The organism is Kribbella sp. NBC_00482 (assembly GCF_036013725.1).
GTDB lineage: Bacteria > Actinomycetota > Actinomycetes > Propionibacteriales > Kribbellaceae > Kribbella.
On sequence record NZ_CP107881.1, the window covers coordinates 1192481 to 1208186 of the forward strand.

At 67.3% G+C, this 15706-nt stretch carries 17 protein-coding genes; 4 read left to right on the top strand and 13 right to left on the bottom strand.

All coding sequences use genetic code 11. The features are described 5' to 3' along the window. Positions 1 to 5 precede the first annotated feature (5 nt). The 5 genes from OHB24_RS06045 to OHB24_RS43265 all read right to left on the bottom strand — a co-directional run bounded on the left by OHB24_RS06045 (position 6) and on the right by OHB24_RS43265 (position 3735). Entirely contained in the window at positions 6 to 962 is a 957-nt protein-coding gene (locus OHB24_RS06045; protein ID WP_327637941.1) for an ABC transporter substrate-binding protein, read from the bottom strand. Positions 963 to 971: 9 nt separating this feature from the next. After that, positions 972 to 1904 carry an ABC transporter substrate-binding protein gene (locus tag OHB24_RS06050; protein WP_327637942.1) on the bottom strand — a complete coding sequence of 311 codons (933 nt, stop codon included), beginning with the start codon at positions 1902 to 1904 and terminating at the stop codon, positions 972 to 974. Then, entirely contained in the window at positions 1904 to 2656 is a 753-nt protein-coding gene (locus OHB24_RS06055) for an amino acid ABC transporter ATP-binding protein (protein ID WP_327637943.1), read from the bottom strand. Before OHB24_RS06055 ends, OHB24_RS06050 begins: the two co-directional genes overlap by 1 nt. After that, a complete protein-coding gene (locus tag OHB24_RS06060; protein WP_327637944.1) occupies positions 2653 to 3546 on the bottom strand; it encodes an amino acid ABC transporter permease in 894 nt (297 codons plus the stop codon). Before OHB24_RS06060 ends, OHB24_RS06055 begins: the two co-directional genes overlap by 4 nt. 114 nt (positions 3547 to 3660) lie before the next feature. Further along, on the bottom strand, positions 3661 to 3735 hold the full coding sequence (locus OHB24_RS43265; protein WP_355483003.1) for a putative leader peptide: 75 nt from the start codon (positions 3733 to 3735) through the stop codon (positions 3661 to 3663). 408 nt (positions 3736 to 4143) lie between these two features. On the opposite strand from OHB24_RS43265, the gene OHB24_RS06065 reads away from it, so the two are divergent. Further along, the gene (locus OHB24_RS06065) at positions 4144 to 4995 is read left to right on the top strand and encodes a M23 family metallopeptidase (RefSeq protein ID WP_327637945.1); all 852 of its coding nucleotides are present in this window, start codon (positions 4144 to 4146) and stop codon (positions 4993 to 4995) included. 6 nt (positions 4996 to 5001) lie between these two features. On the opposite strand, the gene OHB24_RS06070 is transcribed toward OHB24_RS06065, so the two are convergent. Then, positions 5002 to 5511 carry a GNAT family N-acetyltransferase gene (locus tag OHB24_RS06070; protein WP_327637946.1) on the bottom strand — a complete coding sequence of 170 codons (510 nt, stop codon included), beginning with the start codon at positions 5509 to 5511 and terminating at the stop codon, positions 5002 to 5004. Between the two features lie 121 nt (positions 5512 to 5632). Between OHB24_RS06070 and OHB24_RS06075 the strand changes: the two genes are divergently transcribed. Next, positions 5633 to 6202, top strand: a complete 570-nt coding sequence (locus OHB24_RS06075) for a M15 family metallopeptidase (RefSeq protein ID WP_327637947.1) — start codon at positions 5633 to 5635, stop codon at positions 6200 to 6202. Here the strand turns inward: OHB24_RS06075 and OHB24_RS06080 are convergent. Further along, a complete protein-coding gene (locus tag OHB24_RS06080) occupies positions 6199 to 6720 on the bottom strand; it encodes an arsinothricin resistance N-acetyltransferase ArsN1 family B (protein WP_327637948.1) in 522 nt (173 codons plus the stop codon). The genes OHB24_RS06075 and OHB24_RS06080 overlap by 4 nt on opposite strands. A 42-nt stretch (positions 6721 to 6762) precedes the next feature. Here OHB24_RS06080 and OHB24_RS06085 point away from each other — a divergent pair, with 42 nt between their 5' ends. Next, positions 6763 to 7323, top strand: a complete 561-nt coding sequence (locus tag OHB24_RS06085; protein ID WP_327641022.1) for a helix-turn-helix domain-containing protein — start codon at positions 6763 to 6765, stop codon at positions 7321 to 7323. Here the strand turns inward: OHB24_RS06085 and OHB24_RS06090 are convergent. Continuing rightward, entirely contained in the window at positions 7290 to 8801 is a 1512-nt protein-coding gene (locus OHB24_RS06090; RefSeq protein WP_327637949.1) for an FAD-dependent monooxygenase, read from the bottom strand. The genes OHB24_RS06085 and OHB24_RS06090 overlap by 34 nt on opposite strands. 65 nt (positions 8802 to 8866) lie before the next feature. Further along, positions 8867 to 9475, bottom strand: a complete 609-nt coding sequence (locus OHB24_RS06095) for an acyl-CoA-like ligand-binding transcription factor (protein WP_327637950.1) — start codon at positions 9473 to 9475, stop codon at positions 8867 to 8869. Positions 9476 to 9575: 100 nt separating this feature from the next. Here OHB24_RS06095 and OHB24_RS06100 point away from each other — a divergent pair, with 100 nt between their 5' ends. Beyond that, on the top strand, positions 9576 to 10784 hold the full coding sequence (locus tag OHB24_RS06100; protein ID WP_327637951.1) for a TerC family protein: 1209 nt from the start codon (positions 9576 to 9578) through the stop codon (positions 10782 to 10784). A gap of 6 nt (positions 10785 to 10790) precedes the next feature. On the opposite strand, the gene OHB24_RS06105 is transcribed toward OHB24_RS06100, so the two are convergent. The 4 genes from OHB24_RS06105 to OHB24_RS06120 are packed head-to-tail and all read right to left on the bottom strand — an operon-like array spanning position 10791 to position 15671. Next, complete coding sequence (locus OHB24_RS06105; protein WP_327637952.1) at positions 10791 to 11621, bottom strand: carbohydrate ABC transporter permease; 831 nt, start codon at positions 11619 to 11621, stop codon at positions 10791 to 10793. A 2-nt stretch (positions 11622 to 11623) separates the two neighbouring features. Further along, complete coding sequence (locus OHB24_RS06110) at positions 11624 to 12505, bottom strand: carbohydrate ABC transporter permease (protein WP_327637953.1); 882 nt, start codon at positions 12503 to 12505, stop codon at positions 11624 to 11626. Beyond that, positions 12502 to 13812: an extracellular solute-binding protein gene (locus OHB24_RS06115; RefSeq protein ID WP_327637954.1), complete on the bottom strand. Its 1311-nt coding sequence runs from the start codon at positions 13810 to 13812 to the stop codon at positions 12502 to 12504. Before OHB24_RS06115 ends, OHB24_RS06110 begins: the two co-directional genes overlap by 4 nt. 2 nt (positions 13813 to 13814) lie before the next feature. Next, positions 13815 to 15671: a glycoside hydrolase family 127 protein gene (locus OHB24_RS06120; protein WP_327637955.1), complete on the bottom strand. Its 1857-nt coding sequence runs from the start codon at positions 15669 to 15671 to the stop codon at positions 13815 to 13817. Between the last annotated feature and the right edge of the window lie 35 nt (positions 15672 to 15706).

Consider the following 15706-nt stretch of genomic DNA (forward strand, 5'->3'; position numbering starts at 1 on the left):
TTCTCCTATTTCTTCGGCAGACCGGGCGGATTGATCAAGGACTTCGGGACGGCCTCGTCCTGCAGGCCCCACTTGGCCAGCACCTTCGCGTAGCTGCCGTCGGCGATCGCCGCGTTCAGCGCGTCCGCGAGCGGCTTGACGAGGCCGTTGCCCTTCTTGGTCGTGATCCCGACCAGGCCCTGCACGGGATAGCTGGACGAAACGGTGCCGACGATCTCGGTCTTGTGCTGGGTCGCGACGTGGTACGACGCGTTCGGGTTCGGGCCGAGGTACACGTCGATCCGGCCGGACTGCAGCGCGAGGTAGGTGTCCGCCGCCTGCTGGTAGTACTTGAGGTTCGCGGGTTTCCGCCCGGCCGCGACGTTCTGCTTGTTCCAGTCGACCAGGATCGCTTCCTGCAGCGTTCCGGAACCGACCGCGACGTTCTTTCCGGAGATGTCCGCCGGGCCGCTGATCTTCAGCCCCGACCCCAGCTTCGCCTCGAAGGCGTGCAGCCCGAGCCGGTACGTCGCGAAGTCGTACTTCTCCTTGCGCAGCTCGGAAACTCCGATGTTGGAGATTCCGACCTGGTATTTCCCGGAGTCCAGCCCGAGGAACAGGTTCTCCCAGCTGGTCGTGTCGATCTCCGCGGTCAGCCCGAGGACGCTCGCGACCAGGTAGGCGACGTCGATCTCGACGCCGATCGGCGTCTTGTTGTCGTCCGCCGTGAACCCGAGCGGCGGCAGACCACCACCGGCCGAGCCGTTCCCGATCACCAGCTTCCCGGACTCGCGCACCGAGGCCGGCAGTTCGGCCGCGATGCTGTCCACCTTCGCCGACGTGATGTGCTTCTGGTCGGCCGAGGTGTCGAACGCCACCGCCGACGTGTCCCCGCTGTTGGCTGCGGGTTCGGTTTGTGGATCCGCACAAGCAGCCGCAGCCAGCAGAACCACCCCGAGCACCAAGCTCCAACGTTTTCTCATCAGTTGTCCTCAGCTCGTCAGGGGTAGGCCGGGCGGGTTGATCTCGGACTTGCCGACCGCCTCGGTCGACACGTTCCAGCGCTCGAGGACCTTGGCGTAGCTGCCGTCCGCGATCACGCCGTCGATCGCCGCCTGATAGGCCTGCACCAGGCCGCTGTCCTTCTTCGTGGTGGCTGCGATCAGGCCCTGCAACGTCAGTCCGGCGCCGGAGAACTTGCCGATCGTCTCGGTGTCGCCGGAGGTCTTCACGTGGTACGCGATCGACGGGTTCGGACCGAAGTACCCGTCGATGCGGCCGGAGCTCAGCGCCAGGTACGTGTCGGTGTTCTTCTGGAAGTACTTGATGGTTGCCGCCGGCAACCCGGCCTTGACGTTCGCCTCGTTCCAGTCGACGAGGATCTTCTCCTGGTTCGTCCCCGACCCGACCGCAATCGTTTTCCCGGCGATGTCCTTGCCGCTGGTGACCCGCCAGGTCCCGCCCTTCTTCGCCTCGAAGGCGATGTCGTCCTTGCGGTACGTCGCGAAGTCGTACTTCTGCTTGCGCTTCTCCGTGACGGTGATGTTCGAGAAGCCCACGTCGTACTTGGCCGAGTCGAGGCCGACGAACAGGTTCTCCCAGCTGGTGACCTGGACCTCGGGCTTCAGCCCGAGCGCCTCCGCGACCAGGTACGCGATGTCCACCTCCAGCCCGATCGGCGTCTTGTTGTCGTCGGCGTAGAAGCCGAGCGGCACGCTGCCGCTGCCGAAACCGGCGCCGACGACCAACGTGCCGCGGTCCCGGATCTTCGCCGGCAGCAACGCGGCAGCGGCATCGTTGCGAGCGGTGGTGACCCGGTTCTGCTCGGCAGAGGTGTTGACCCCGGTGTCCGAGGCAGCGGTGGCCTGCGCACCACAACCGGCCAGCGTGAGCAGGGCAAGGGAGAGGACAAGAAGTCGTTTCATCACAGCACCTTCGAGATGAACGCACGCGTGCGTTCGTGGACGGGGTTGTCGAGCACTTCGCGCGGTGGGCCGGACTCGACGATCCGGCCGTCGTCGATGAAGACCACCGTGTCGGCGATCTCCCGGGCGAAGCCGATCTCGTGGGTGACGACGACCATCGTGGAGCCGTCGCGGGCGAGTTCCTTGATCACGTCGAGGACCTCGCCGACGAGCTCGGGGTCCAGCGCGCTGGTCGGCTCGTCGAACAGCAGGACCTTCGGTTTCAGCGCCAGCGCGCGGGCGATCGCGACGCGTTGCTGCTGACCGCCGGACAGCTGCCGCGGGTAGGCGTCCGCCTTCTCGCCGACGCCGACGCGCTCCAGCAGCTCCCGCGCGAACGGCTCGACCTCGCTGCGCTTGCGGCGCTGCGCCGACACCGGCGCCTCGACGACGTTCTCCAGCGCGGTGAGATGCCCGAACAGGTTGAAGTTCTGGAACACGAACCCGACCTGCGACCGCTGCCGGAGGATGTCGCGTTCCCGCAGCTCGTGCAGCTTGTCGCCGCGGCGCTTGTACCCGATCAGCTCGCCGTCGATCCGGATCAGCCCGCGATCCACCTTCTCCAGATGGTTGATCGACCGCAGCAGCGTCGACTTCCCCGATCCCGACGGGCCGAGGATCACGGTGACCGCGCCGGCCTGGACCTCGAGGTCGATCCCCTTCAGTACTTCGAGATCGCCGAAGCTCTTGTGCACACCCTTCACGTCGATCATCGCGTCGTACCTCGCGCGAAGCGGCGTTCCACGTAGTACTGCACGATCGACAGCAGCGTGGTCAGGACGATGTACCAGACCGTGGCGACCATCAGCAGCGGTACGACGCGGCTGTTCCGGCCGTAGATCACCTGCACCTGGTAGAAGAGCTCCGGGATCGCCATCACCGAGACGATCGAGGTGCCCTTGAAGAGGCTGATCACCTCGTTCGCGCCGTTCGGCAGGATCGAGCGCATCGCCTGCGGCAGCACGATCCGGAAGAACTGCCGCCGTTTCGGTATCCCCAGTGCGGCGGCGGCCTCGGTCTGGCCGGCGTCGACGGAAATGATTCCACCGCGGATGATTTCCGCGGCGTACGCCGCCTGATGCAGCGCCAGCCCCAGTACGGCGGCTCCGAGCGGACCGAACAGGTTGTTCGTACTGAAGTGCACGAACTCCGGGCCGAACGGGATGCCCAGGCTGAGTTCCTGGTACAGGTACGCGATGTTGAACCAGAACAGCAGCTGCACGATCAACGGGATCGAGCGGAACGCCCAGATGTAGCCCCAGGCAACTACTTGCAGGAACGGGCTGCCGGACAATCGCATCGACGCGAGGACGGCGCCGAGCACGAACCCGAGCACCGTGCCGTACACCGTCAGCTGCACGGTCACCCAGAGCGCCGAGAACACGGTCCGGGTGGCGAAGAACTGGAAGAACGTCGGCCAGTCCCAGCCCGGATTGGTAGCGAGCCCGTGCACGAACATCGCGAGCAGGACGAGAACGACCCCGACGCCGACCCAGCGCCACGGATGCCGCCGGGCGACGACGGTCAGATCGGCTTCGAGTGGTACTGCGGTCGGCGGCGGCCCGGTCGTACCGGACGCAGACGTGACTGAAGTGGTGGACACGATGACACTCCCTGGCGGTGGGCAGGCTTCGCGGGCCCTGCGACGGCGGAGGGCAGCAGCGGGCAGCAGGCGTCCGGAAGCGGACGCCCTCAAGAGGACGTGAGGAGACTCAGGTCAGCGCAGACAGAGGGCGCTGGAGACCCGAAGAAGATCGATGTGGAGGCGGTAGTACGGCGGCTTGCGCGTCATTCCCGTCCCCTCTCGTCGGTCGTGTCATTTCAGTATGGGACGCGGTTGAAAGATTAGTAAGTCGGTCGACAAAGCTCTCAATATATGGACGCCTTATACCGGCCCACAGGGGCTGCTCAGCGCCAATCGCGGGGTGATCCGCGTCACGGCAGCGGCGACTTTCTTGCCCAGCCGGTTCACGCCTGAGCATGCACCGGACGGCAGGAAGCCCTCACCGAGCGTGTTCGATTTCGTTGATCTTTTCGCAATCCGTGTTTGAGAGGACCGTGACCTCCTCGTTATGGTCATTCAGTCGCCGTACCCCCTCAACGGCGGATACCCCTCCCTGGAAGGCCTCTCGTGCCCACTCACCAAGACGCGCCGCAATCAGACCGGCAGGCGTCCAGCCGCCCGGCTGCTTCGCGCCGGGTGGCAAAGCACCGCTCCTCCCGCCGCAACGCAACCCGCCGTACCCAGCTGATCGGCCTGACCGCCGCATTGGCCGCCGCGGCCGGCACCACGACCGTCGGACTCAGCTCGTCCGCGACCGGTCCGGCCAACGCATCCGGAAGCACCGGCCTGAACCCCTCGCAGGCCGAGGCTCTGACCGCCGCCCGGATCGACCGGCGCGACCTCGGGTCCCGGGACGCGTCCCGGATCGACCTGTCGCTCGCCGCGACCCGGAAGGCAGCGGCTGAGACCGCCGCGAAACAGCGGGCCGCGCGACTGGCCGCGAACGCGACCCTGACACAGCGCCGGTCGCTTGCGCTCGCTGCTGCGAAGGCGGCCGCAGCGAAGAAGGCTGCGGCGAACGCCAAGGCCCTCGCCGAAGCGAAGAAGGACGCCCTCGCCAAGGCCGCGGCGATCAAGGCGGCTGCGGCCCCGGAGATCGTGCTGCCGACCACCGGCTACCACCTGACCGCCCGCTTCAACCAGGCCGGCGGCCGCTGGGCGCACAACCACACCGGTCTCGACTTCGCGGCCCCGATGGGTACGCCGGTCCGCTCGGTGATGGCCGGTGAGGTTATCCAGGCCGACTTCGAAGGCGCCTACGGCCGCCAGGTGAAGGTACGGCACGCCGACGGCACCGTCACGTCGTACAGCCACATGTCCGAGTTCGACGTCTCCGTCGGCGACTCGGTCGAGGCCGGCACGATGGTCGGCCGCATCGGCATGACCGGCAACACCACCGGCCCCCACGTCCACTTCGAGGTCCTCCCCGGCGGCGGCTCCCCCATCGACCCCGAGCCCTGGCTCCGCGACCACGGCCTCAACCCGTAAGACCTCCTACAAGGTCTTGGCCATGTCGAGGGCGGCTATGTGGTTGCCCTCGATGAGGAACTCGTTGGGGTGGGTGCCTTCCAGGACGTAGCCGTGGCGTTCGTAGAGGCGCTGGGCGGCTGTGTTGGTGCTGTGGACGTGCAGGCTGATCTTGCGCGCGCCGCGGAGGCGGCCCTCGGCGGTGGCGGCGTCCATGAGGGCGGAAGCGACGCCCAGGCGGCGTGCCTCGTGGGCGACCGCGAGGCCGTTGATCGACAGTACGCCGGAGCCCTCGGGGAACGGATACTTGTCCTGCAGGCGCAAGTACCCGACCACGGCGCCCTCGTGCTCGGCGACGAGATGCGCCTCCGGCCCGCTCCGGCTGAAGAACGTGTCCTGCAGGGTTTCCAGGTACGACGGGAATCCCGACGACGCGTCCCACGCGCTCCGCTCGATCGCGAGCAGCGCCGCGTCGTCCTCCTCGACGGCACGTCGTACCGTCACCTGCTGGTCGCCTGATCGGCGGTCGTCACTCACCGCCCCATCCTCGCCCGCCGTGCGGGCCAACTGTCTGCGGGGTCAGGTTCCGGCGCCGGTATCGAAAACATATCGGAAATCGCAGACGCTGCCGCAACATCGCCCCAGCTGAACTGTCGGCATGCTGACACATCACCTGAGGCGCGATCGTCGGCCCGCCGTACCCGGCCGCCTGGCGATCGTTGCCGCCGTCATCAGTCTCGCGCTGACCTCGTGTACAGCGGTTTCCGCGCAGGACGACTCGGCCCAGGGCAGAACGCCCGGCGCGGCGGACGGCGTACTGCCCGACCACACCTCGGCGCACAACACCAGCCTGCCCGGTGTCACGAAGCTCGATCCCGCCCTCCGCGAGGCCGTCCAGAAGGCCGAGACCGCGATGAAGGCCGACGGGATCAAGCTGCAGGTCACGACGGGCTGGCGCAGCAAGAAGTACCAGGAAGAGCTGATGGAGAAGGCGATCCGCAAGTACGGCAGCAAGAAGAAGGCCAAGGAGTACGTCGCCGACCCGGACGAATCGCACCACGTCACCGGCCACGCCGTCGACATCGGCCCCACCGACGCCGACTACTGGCTGATCCGCCACGGCAACCGCTACGGCCTGTGCCAAACCCTCTCCAACGAGATCTGGCACTTCGAACTGGTCACCACCCCTGGCGGAACCTGCCCGCCCATGACCGACCCGCGAGGTTAGCGGGGTTCTTCGGGAGGATCGGGGAGTTTGGCGAGGGGGCGTTGGGACCAGGCGACGTCGTGCCAGGCATCGAGTTTCCAGCCGATGTTCCGGTAGGTGCCGATCGGGTCGAAACCGAGAGACTTGTGAAGACCTTCGCTGGCAGGGTTGGGGAGGGTCATGCCTGCGATGGCGGTGCGGAAACCGCGTTCTGACAGGCGGTCGAACAGTGCGTTGTAGAGAGTTCGGCCTGCGCCGGTGCGATGGTGGCTGGGGGCAACATAGACGCTGACCTCGCACGACCAGCGGTACGCCGCGCGCGGCTTCATCGGGCCGCCGTACGCGTACCCGACGACCTGGCCGTCGGCTTCGAGGACCAGCCACGCGTGGGTGGACTGCGCCTTGGCGATCCGCTCGGCCATCTCCTCGACCGTCGGCGGATCGAGCTCGAACGTGATCGCGGTACCGGTGACATAGGGCGCGTAGATGGCCGCGCAGGCTTCGGCGTCGGTGGCCGAAGCATCTCTGACCTGAACCATGACACGATAGTAGCCACAACTGCCGCTATAGTGGCAAGCGTGATGGATGATCTGTCTCGATCCCTGGCCGCGACCGTGCAGCAGGCGCGGGTTGCGCAGGACCTGTCCGTGAACGCGCTCGCCGAGCGGTCGGGGGTTTCGCGCGCGATGATCGGGAAGATCGAGCGGGGCGAGGCGCAGCCCACCGCCGTACTGCTGGGGAAGCTGTCCGGTGCGCTCGGCATGACGTTGTCGGAACTGGTCGCCCGTGCGGAGAACACGGGTGACCTGCTCCGGCGGGCGGACGACCAGCCGGTCTGGACCGACCCGGCCACCGGGTACCGCCGGCGCGCGGTGTCCCCGGTGACCGACGGGCCACTGGAACTGGTGGAGGTGGAGCTGCCTCCGGGGGCGTCGGTCTCGTACCCGGCCGACGCCTACATCTTCAAGTACCAGCAGTTGTGGATCCTCGACGGACGGCTTCGCTTTCACGAAGGGTCACAGGTTCACGAACTGCACTCCGGCGACTGCCTGCAACTCGGCCCGCCTTTGCCGACGACCTTCCACAATCCGGGTACGTCGGCATGCCGCTACCTGGTCGCGCTGGTCAAGGGGCGTGGCTGAAACCACTGCGCTACAGCGTCACGCAGACGTTCCCGTTCCGCGGTGCCGTCGTGCTCGGCGGCCCAGGCGACATAGCCGTCCGGCCTGATCAGCATGGCGATCGGAGTCTCGTGGCGGCCGGTGACCACCTGGATGGGATCCGATACGAGGTCGGCGAACGAGCCGTCGGGGGTGAGGTCGACGAGAAGCGGGCGGGCGGATCGCAGCAGCTCGGTCAATCGCTGTGAGCCGATCGTCAGATCCGGCGCCCAGCGGCCTACCAGGGGATGCGAACCTTCGTGGTACTTGATGTCCGCGCCGGAAATCAGTTCCGCAACTCGCTGCACGTTCCGCGGATCGGTCAGAAACTCGCCGAACAGTTCCCGCAACGCCGTCACCTGAGCACCTGGTGCGATCAACGCGGACTGCGCCTGGGTGTGCATCACGACCCGCTCCCCCACCGGCCGGCGCTCGGACTCGTACGTGTCGAGCAGACCCGGCGATGCCCAGCCCTGCACCTCGGCCGCCAGCTTCCACCCGAGGTTGACCGCATCCTGCAGCCCGAGATTCAGCCCCGGCCCGCCGATCGCGGAGTGCACATGCGCGGCGTCGCCGACCAGCAACACCCGTCCGGAACGGAAACTCGACGCCAGCCGGCTGTTCCCGCCGACCACCCGCCGAAGCTGCCGCACACCCTCACCCGTTGGCTCGACCAACGGCAGGTGGACGCCGAGTACTCGATCGGCGCTCTCCTGCAACTCCTGGAAGGTCACCTCGCCGTCCGGCGGCGTGTCCCACTCGCCCGTGCTGATCGCGGGCAGCCGATTCGGAAACGGCGCCCAGACGAACAGCCCACGTTCCGTCCGCTGGTGCAGGAACGGCGGCACGACGCCGTACCCCGGGATCTTCAGCAGTCCGTCCTCGATGTACTCGGGCGGCACCGCGGCGCTTCCGGTCCGGGAGACCATCGAGTCGTTGGTGACGCCGGGAAAGTCGATTCCGGCCAGTTTCCGCGTCGGGCTGTGCCCGCCGTCGGCGCCGACCAGATAACCGGCTCGCAACTGGTACGCCCCGTCCGGCCCGGACAACGACACCGTGACGCCGTCCGCGTCCTGCGTGAACCCGGTCAACTCGTGACCGCGCCGGATCTCGACGCCGAGCTCCAGCGCACGCTCCTGCAGCACCTCCTCGATACGTACCTGCGGAACCTGCAGCAGATAGACGGGGTTCTCCTCGAGTACGTCGAGCGGCAACGGCATGGCGCCGAACACGAATCCAGGAGCCGGCTGCGGCGCACCCGGCGTACCGCTCAACCGCTCGTAGAGTCCGCGCCGGTCGAGCATTCTGACGACCTGGCCGACCAGGCCGTTGGCGCGCGGCACCGTGCTGCGCTCCGGGAGTTTCTCCAGCACGATCGGCCGGACCCCGGCCAACCGGAGTTCGCTGGCGAGCATGAGGCCGTTCGGTCCGGCCCCGGCGATGACAACTTCTGCGTCCATGAGGTCCCTCCACTTTGGGCGTGACTGACCGCCCCGGCGACTCACCGGGGTCTGTTCTAGGGCTGCTATTCGGGGATGGGCAGGCCGGCTTCGACCTGGTCGAGCGCCGATGACAACAGGTCGGCGATCGAGCGCGGCGGATCGGCCCGCAGCCACTCCGCCATCACGACCGCGCGGGTCGCGCCGATCACCTCGGCGACCAGCCGCGGATACATGCCGGAAGTCCCGGTCCGGTCGGCGACCGCAGCCGCCAGTTCCTCACCGACCCGGGCGTAGGCGCGCGCGACCGCGCCCTGCAGAGCCGGCTCGCTCATCATCAGCCGGATGCCGGTGAGCCACTGCTCGTCCGGCGGCCGCCGGCTGCCATGACCTTCTTCGCCGAGGGCGAAGTGCTTCTCGATGGCCACCCGGACAGCGACCCACAACGGCTCCTCGGCGGGCCGGGCCCGGAGCTCCTCGGCGATCCGCAGGCTGCGATCCACCTCGCGCGCGGCGATCGCGTCGGCCTTGCTGTCGAAGTAGTTGCGGAACGTCCGCAGCGAGACGCCGGCCTCCTCGGCGATGTCCTCGATCCGTACGTTGCCGTACCCGCGCTCGACGGCGAGCCGGACGGCCGCCCAGCTCAACGCGATCCGCGTCTCCTGCTTCTTCCGCTCCCGCAACCCATCGGCCATGTCTCGACGGTAACAGAACTTGCCTAAAGAGCAAAGATGCCTTTTAGGCAAGTTCTTCCGACTAGCGGAACTGAGCGTCGGACCATGGTTGGGTTAGCCCATGACGGTGTCCCCGCTGGTCTGGGTGCTGACGCTGCTGGCGATCGTCGGCCTGTTGCTGTTCGACTACTTCTTCCACGTGCGATCGGCCCACGTCCCGACCCTGCGCGAGGCCGCCGTCTGGTCCGCGCTGTACGTCGGGCTCGCGGTGCTGTTCGGATTCGGCACCCTCGTGTTCGGCGGCGGCGCCATGGGCTCGGAGTACTTCGCCGGGTACATCACGGAGAAAGCGCTGTCGGTCGACAACCTGTTCGTGTTCCTGATCATCATGACCGGCTTCCGGGTGCCCAGGGAGAACCAGCAGAAGGTCCTGCTGGTCGGCATCGTGGTCAGCCTGATCGCGCGGGCCGGGTTCATCTTCATCGGCTCGGCGTTGCTGAACACGTTTTCCTGGGTGTTCTACCTGTTCGGGATCGCGCTCCTGCTGACCGCCGGAAACATGCTCAAGCCGGAGACCGAGGAGTCACACCAGGCACAGAACCTCGTGGTCCGGTTGAGCCGCCGGCTGTTCCGGACCTCGGAGGAGTACGACTCGGACCGGCTGACGACGGTCGTCGACGGGCACCGGATGCTCACCCCGATGCTGCTCGTGATGGTCGCGATCGGCGCCACCGACCTGATGTTCGCGCTCGACTCGATCCCGGCGATCTTCGGTCTGACGCAGAACGTGTACGTCGTGTTCACCGCGACCGCGTTCAGCCTGCTCGGCCTGCGGCAACTGTTCTTCCTGCTCGACGGGCTGCTGGACCGGCTGATCTACCTGTCCTTCGGGCTCGCCGCGATCCTCGCGTTCATCGGAGCCAAGCTGATCCTGCACGCGCTGCACGAGAACAACCTGCCGTTCGTGAACGGCGGCGACCACGTCGAGGTCGCGGAGATCAGCACCGGTCTCTCGCTCATCGTGATCCTGGGCGTGCTGGTGATCACGATCTTCGCGTCCCTGTTCAGCACCCGCGGGCGGACGCAGACCGCGATGGCCCACATCCGCCGGGATGCGACGGCGTACCTCGATCCGGAGTACACCGACGACCCGGGAGAGCGGGAGCGCGTGTTCCAGCGGTTGCTGCGGGCCCGCGACCACATCACCGAGCTCGGCCCGAAGGCCAAGCAGCAGGTGTGGAACGAGGAGGACCTGATGGCCCTGTGCCGCGAGGTCGGCGAGGCGCACGCCGCCGCCCACGCCGACCACGAGATCCGGCCCAGCCTTTGATTCGTTCTAGCCTTTGACAGCTCCGGACGCGAGACCGCTCACGTAGAACCGCTGCAGACCCACGTACAGCACCACACACGGGATCATCGCGATCACCGATCCCGCGACCAGCGAGCCGAAGTTGATCTCGCCGTACGCGCCGGCCTGGACGTTCACGAGCGCGACCGGCAGCGTGTAGAGCTCGTCCTTGGTCAGGAAGGTGAGCGCGCCGAGGAACTCCGTCCAGGCCGCGAGGAACGCATAGAGCGCGACGGTCGCCGCGCCCGGTGTGATCAGCGGACGCAGGACGGAACCGAGCATTCGGAACGTTCCGCAGCCGTCGACATGGGCCGAGTCCTCCAGTTCCACCGGCACCGACGCGAACGAGTTCCGCATCACGAACACCCCGAACGGCAGGTTGACCGTGGTGTAGAACAGCACCAGCCCGAGCAGGCTGTCCGTCAGCCGCAGGACGTTCATCTCCAGGTACAGCGGCGTCAGGATCGCCTGGAACGGAATCATCATCGACACCACCACCAGCGCGAACAGCAACGGCCCGCCGCGGAACCTGAAGCGCGCGAACCCGTACCCGGCGAACGTGGCGAGCAAGGCCGTCAGGATCGCGGTGCTGATGGCGACGATCAGACTGTTCCCGACCGCCCGGACCAGGTTTCCGGGTCCCTCGATCAACGTCCGGAAGTTGTCCCAGGTCAGGTCGAAGAACGTTTTCCCGTCCGGGGCCGCGACGATCACGTCGTTCGGCTGCACGGACCGGAAGAGGGCCCACAGCAACGGTACGGCGAAGACCAGGAACGCACCGCCACCGCCGATCACGTAGAACGTGTTCTTGAGTCGCATCGTCAGTCCTTCTCCCGGAGCAGGCGGAACTGGGCCGCGGTGACGAGGCCGACCACGATCACCAGCACGATCGACAGCGCGGTCGCGGCGCCGAGCTGCAGCTGGACGAAGGCCCGGTTGTAGATGTACTGGACCACCGTCGTGGTGTCGGTTCCCGGACCGCCGCGGGTGAGGATGTAGAACTGCGAGAACGCGAGCAGCGAGCCGATCACCGAGATGATCACCGCCATCGCGATCGTCCGCCGCAGGATCGGGATCGTGATCTCCCACTCCTGTTTCCACCAGCCCGCGCCGTCCAGCTCGGCGGACTCGTAGTACTCCCGCGGGATCGCCTGCATGCCGGCCATCAGCAGCATCATCGTCAGCCCGCTGACCGCCCAGATCACCAGCACGCAGATCAGTCCGGTGGCGAGCGGCCCGTCCACCAGCCAGGCCGTCGTACCGTCGGTGATGCCGAGCTTGCGGAGCACGATGTTGATCGCGCCGCTTTCCGGCTGCGCCTCCAGGACGGTGACGAAGCTGAGCGTGGACAGTCCGACCACGAACGGCAGGAAGAAGACCGTCCGCAGCACCGTGGAGCCGCGGCGTTTCCGGCGTACCAGGACCGCGAGTGCGTAGCCGAGCACCAGGATCGGCCCGGTCACGATGACCGTGTAGAGCACGGTGTAGAGGACGGACTTGGCGAACGCGGCGTCGGAGACGATCGCGGTGTAGTTCTTCAGCCCGCTGAACTTCACCGTGCCGATCAACGGCCAGTTGGTCAGCGAGATCACCAGCGCGAACCCGAGCGGGACCAGGACGAAGACCCCGACGAACAGTACGGCGGGACTCACCAGGAGCAGCCCCGTCCGACCGGGATGCGTGAGCGAGCGCGGCGTGGTCATGCTTGCCCCTGACGGAGAATGCGGTCGTAGTTCTGTTGTGCTTCCTTCATGGCGGCCTCCAGCTCGCCGTCGAACACGGCGCGGCGGAACATCTGCAGCCACGGCCCGTCCGGCTGGTTGTAGAGGAGGTTGTAGGAAAGCGTTGTCGGCGCGTACCCCTCCTGGATCCGCTCCAGCGGCAGCGTCGCATGGGGATACTTCTTCGCGAACTCCTCGGTCCGCGCATCGGACCGCACCGGCGTGTAGCCGCCGGCCGGCAGATCGATCTGTTGCGGCAGGTCCAGCGCGAACCGCACGAACTCCCACGCCCCCGATGCATTGCGCGCGCCGCGTGGGATACACATGTTGTCGCCGCCGTCGAAGAACGCCGCACCGCCGTTGGGCCCGGACAGCAGCCGCGGCGTCACCTTCTGGTGGAACGCCTCGTCGGACGCGGACACGACCACGCTGTAGTTGGACGGGAAAATGCCGATCTTGCCGGCCCGGAAATCGCTCCCCCACCGGGACGCGTCGTCGGAGAAGTTCGCCCGCGGCACCAGGCCGTCGACCCACAGCTGCCGGTGCAGCTCGAGCATCTGCCGGACGACGTCGTTTCCGGTGATGTGCCCGGACTGGCTGCCGATCGTGCCCTGGATCAGATCCGTGTCGGCGGCCCACACCATCGGCTGGACGACGAAGCCGAGTGCTCCCGGACTGTTCGCCGGGAAACTCCACGCATAGATGTCGTCGCCGAGTTTCCGGAATTTCCGGGCCGCGTCGAGCAGGTTTCCGAACGACTTCACCGCTTCGTCCGGGTCGACGTCGGCCCGGTCGCACAGCTCGGTGTTGAACCAGAACATCGAGTTGTCCGCGAGATACGGAACGCCGTACGCGCGATCGTCCTTGGTCGCGAGCCGCAGGTGGCCGGGGCTGAGCTTGTCCCGGAAGTCCAGAGCGGCCAGCGGTTCGGTCAGGTCGGTGAACGCGTCGCGGTAGATGAACAGCATCGAGTTGATGTCGTCGATGTCGACCAGGTCCGGCACCGTCCGGCCGCGGATCGCGGTCGCCAGCTTGGTCACGTACTGGGCGTCCAGGACCGGCGTCAGCTCGACGGTGAGCCGGTTCTGGGACGCGTTGAACTTCTTCACCAGGTCGGTCAGACCGGTCTGCGTCGCCGCCCGGCACCACACCTGCACGGTGCCGGTGGCGTCCTGCCCGAAACCCGCCGCCTGGACGTCGGGTTCGGGCAGGACCGAGCTACAGCCCGGGAGCAGACCGGCCGTGGTCGCCGCGGCGCCTACGCCGAGGAACTTCCGCCGGGTGAACATCGTCAGGCCCTGGGCAGCCAGACGCGCATGGCACCGATGTCCCGGTTCGCCCACGCGTAGTACGGAACCGCCACGACCTCAACCGCATCACCGGTCGAATCGGTCGCCCCGGGCTCGAACGACCACCCCGGTTTGTGCCCCGTACCTGCACGTCCTTGGGCCCTCAGCACAGTCACTCCGTCCAGCAGATCCGACGCCTCAGCGGTGGGTGCCTCAGGCAACAGGTGCAGGTCGTCCACGTTCGCGTGGTTGTCGGCCTGTTCGACCGCGTACACCAGTGGGCCGCGTTCGAGAGCCACACAACCTCGCACGGCGTCGATGCGTGGATCTGCACCTACTGCACGTGGTGTGAGCGGGAGAACCAGTTCGATCTCGGAGGCCTCAACCCGGGCATAGCCACCTGCGTCCACCGAATCCCCGTTCACAGTCGCACCTTCCGCCCACGCCGGAATGCGTAGTTCGACCACAGCAGGGTTCGTGGAGGTGATGCGGACGGTGCCGTCCCAGGGATAGTTCGTGTCGACGGTCAGCTCGACGTCGCCGGACTTGATGACGCCGGCGGCGTACTGGTGGATCTGGACGGCGTCGTCGGTGGTCGTCGCGAGGTACCCGTCGAGGCTCGACAGGGTGCGCATGATGTTCGGCGGGCAGCACGCGCAGTCGAACCAGCCGCGCCGTCCGTGCGCCGGGCTCCGCCCTGTGTCCGGGTACGCCGCCCCGCGCAGCTGCAACGGGTTGACGTAGAAGTACTCCGTCCCGGTCAGCGACACCCCGGCAAGGAAACCGTTGTACAGCATCCGCTCGATCGCATCGCCGTACGACGCCTCTCCGGTCGCGAGCAGCATCCGCCAGGCCCACTGGATTCCGCCGATCGCGGCACAAGTTTCCGCGTACGCACGATCCGGCGGCAGCTCGTACTCGTCGCCGAACGCCTCGCCCTCCCAGCGCGCACCCAGCCCGCCGGTGACGTACGTCTTCGTGGACCACATGTGGTCGAACTGCCGCTTGAGGGAATCCAGCAGCTCGGAGTCGCCGGTCTCCAGCGCGACGTCGGCCGCGCCGGCGGCGAGGTAGACAGCGCGGACCGAGTGCCCCTCGACCGTGGTCGCCTCGCGGACCGGGACCCGGTCGGAGAAGTACGCCGGCGAGTGCCCGTGCCGCTCGATGATCCCGTGCCCACGAGCCTCCACGAACCATTTCGCCAGGTCCAGGTACGCCGTCGTACCGGTTTCTCGATAAAGCTCGACGAGGGCCATCTCGATGACCGGGTGGCCGTCGACGTCGACCGTCTTGTCGTCGCCGAACGTCGCCACCAGGTGGTCGGCCAGCTTGGTCGCGACGTCGAGCAGCGCCCGGTCGCCGGTGCAGCGGACCTGGGCGACCGCGGCCTGGATCAGGTGGCCGGCGCAGTAGTGCTCGTGGCTCCAGACGAGTTGCTGGTAGCGGCCCTCGTCGCCGTACCGGAGCTGGACGACCGAGTCGAGGTACCCGTCCTCGCGTTGGGCGGCCGCGACGACCGCGGTCAGGTCGCGGATGCGCTGCAGCAGGTCGTCGTCGGGGTTGCGCCCGTACTCCCACGCCGCGGCCTCGAGCCACTTGTAGACGTCGGAGTCGGCGAACACCGGGCCGATCGCCTCGCCCTCGCCGATACCGGCCGCAAGGCGGAGGTTCTGCAGGTTGCCGGCCTTCTCCAGCTGGTCCTGGCCGCTCGGGATCGCGTCCGCGCCGTTGCGGGCCTGCCGCGGCGCCCAGAAGCCGCCGGTGATCGTGGCCTGGCCGAGTCCGAGGGGGTGCCGGCGGCCCTTCGTGGTGGCCGCGGGACTGCGGGAAGTAGTGACAGTTTCCGGGGAAGTGCTCATCTGCCGTGACTCCTGAGTTAGGAAAATCCGGAACA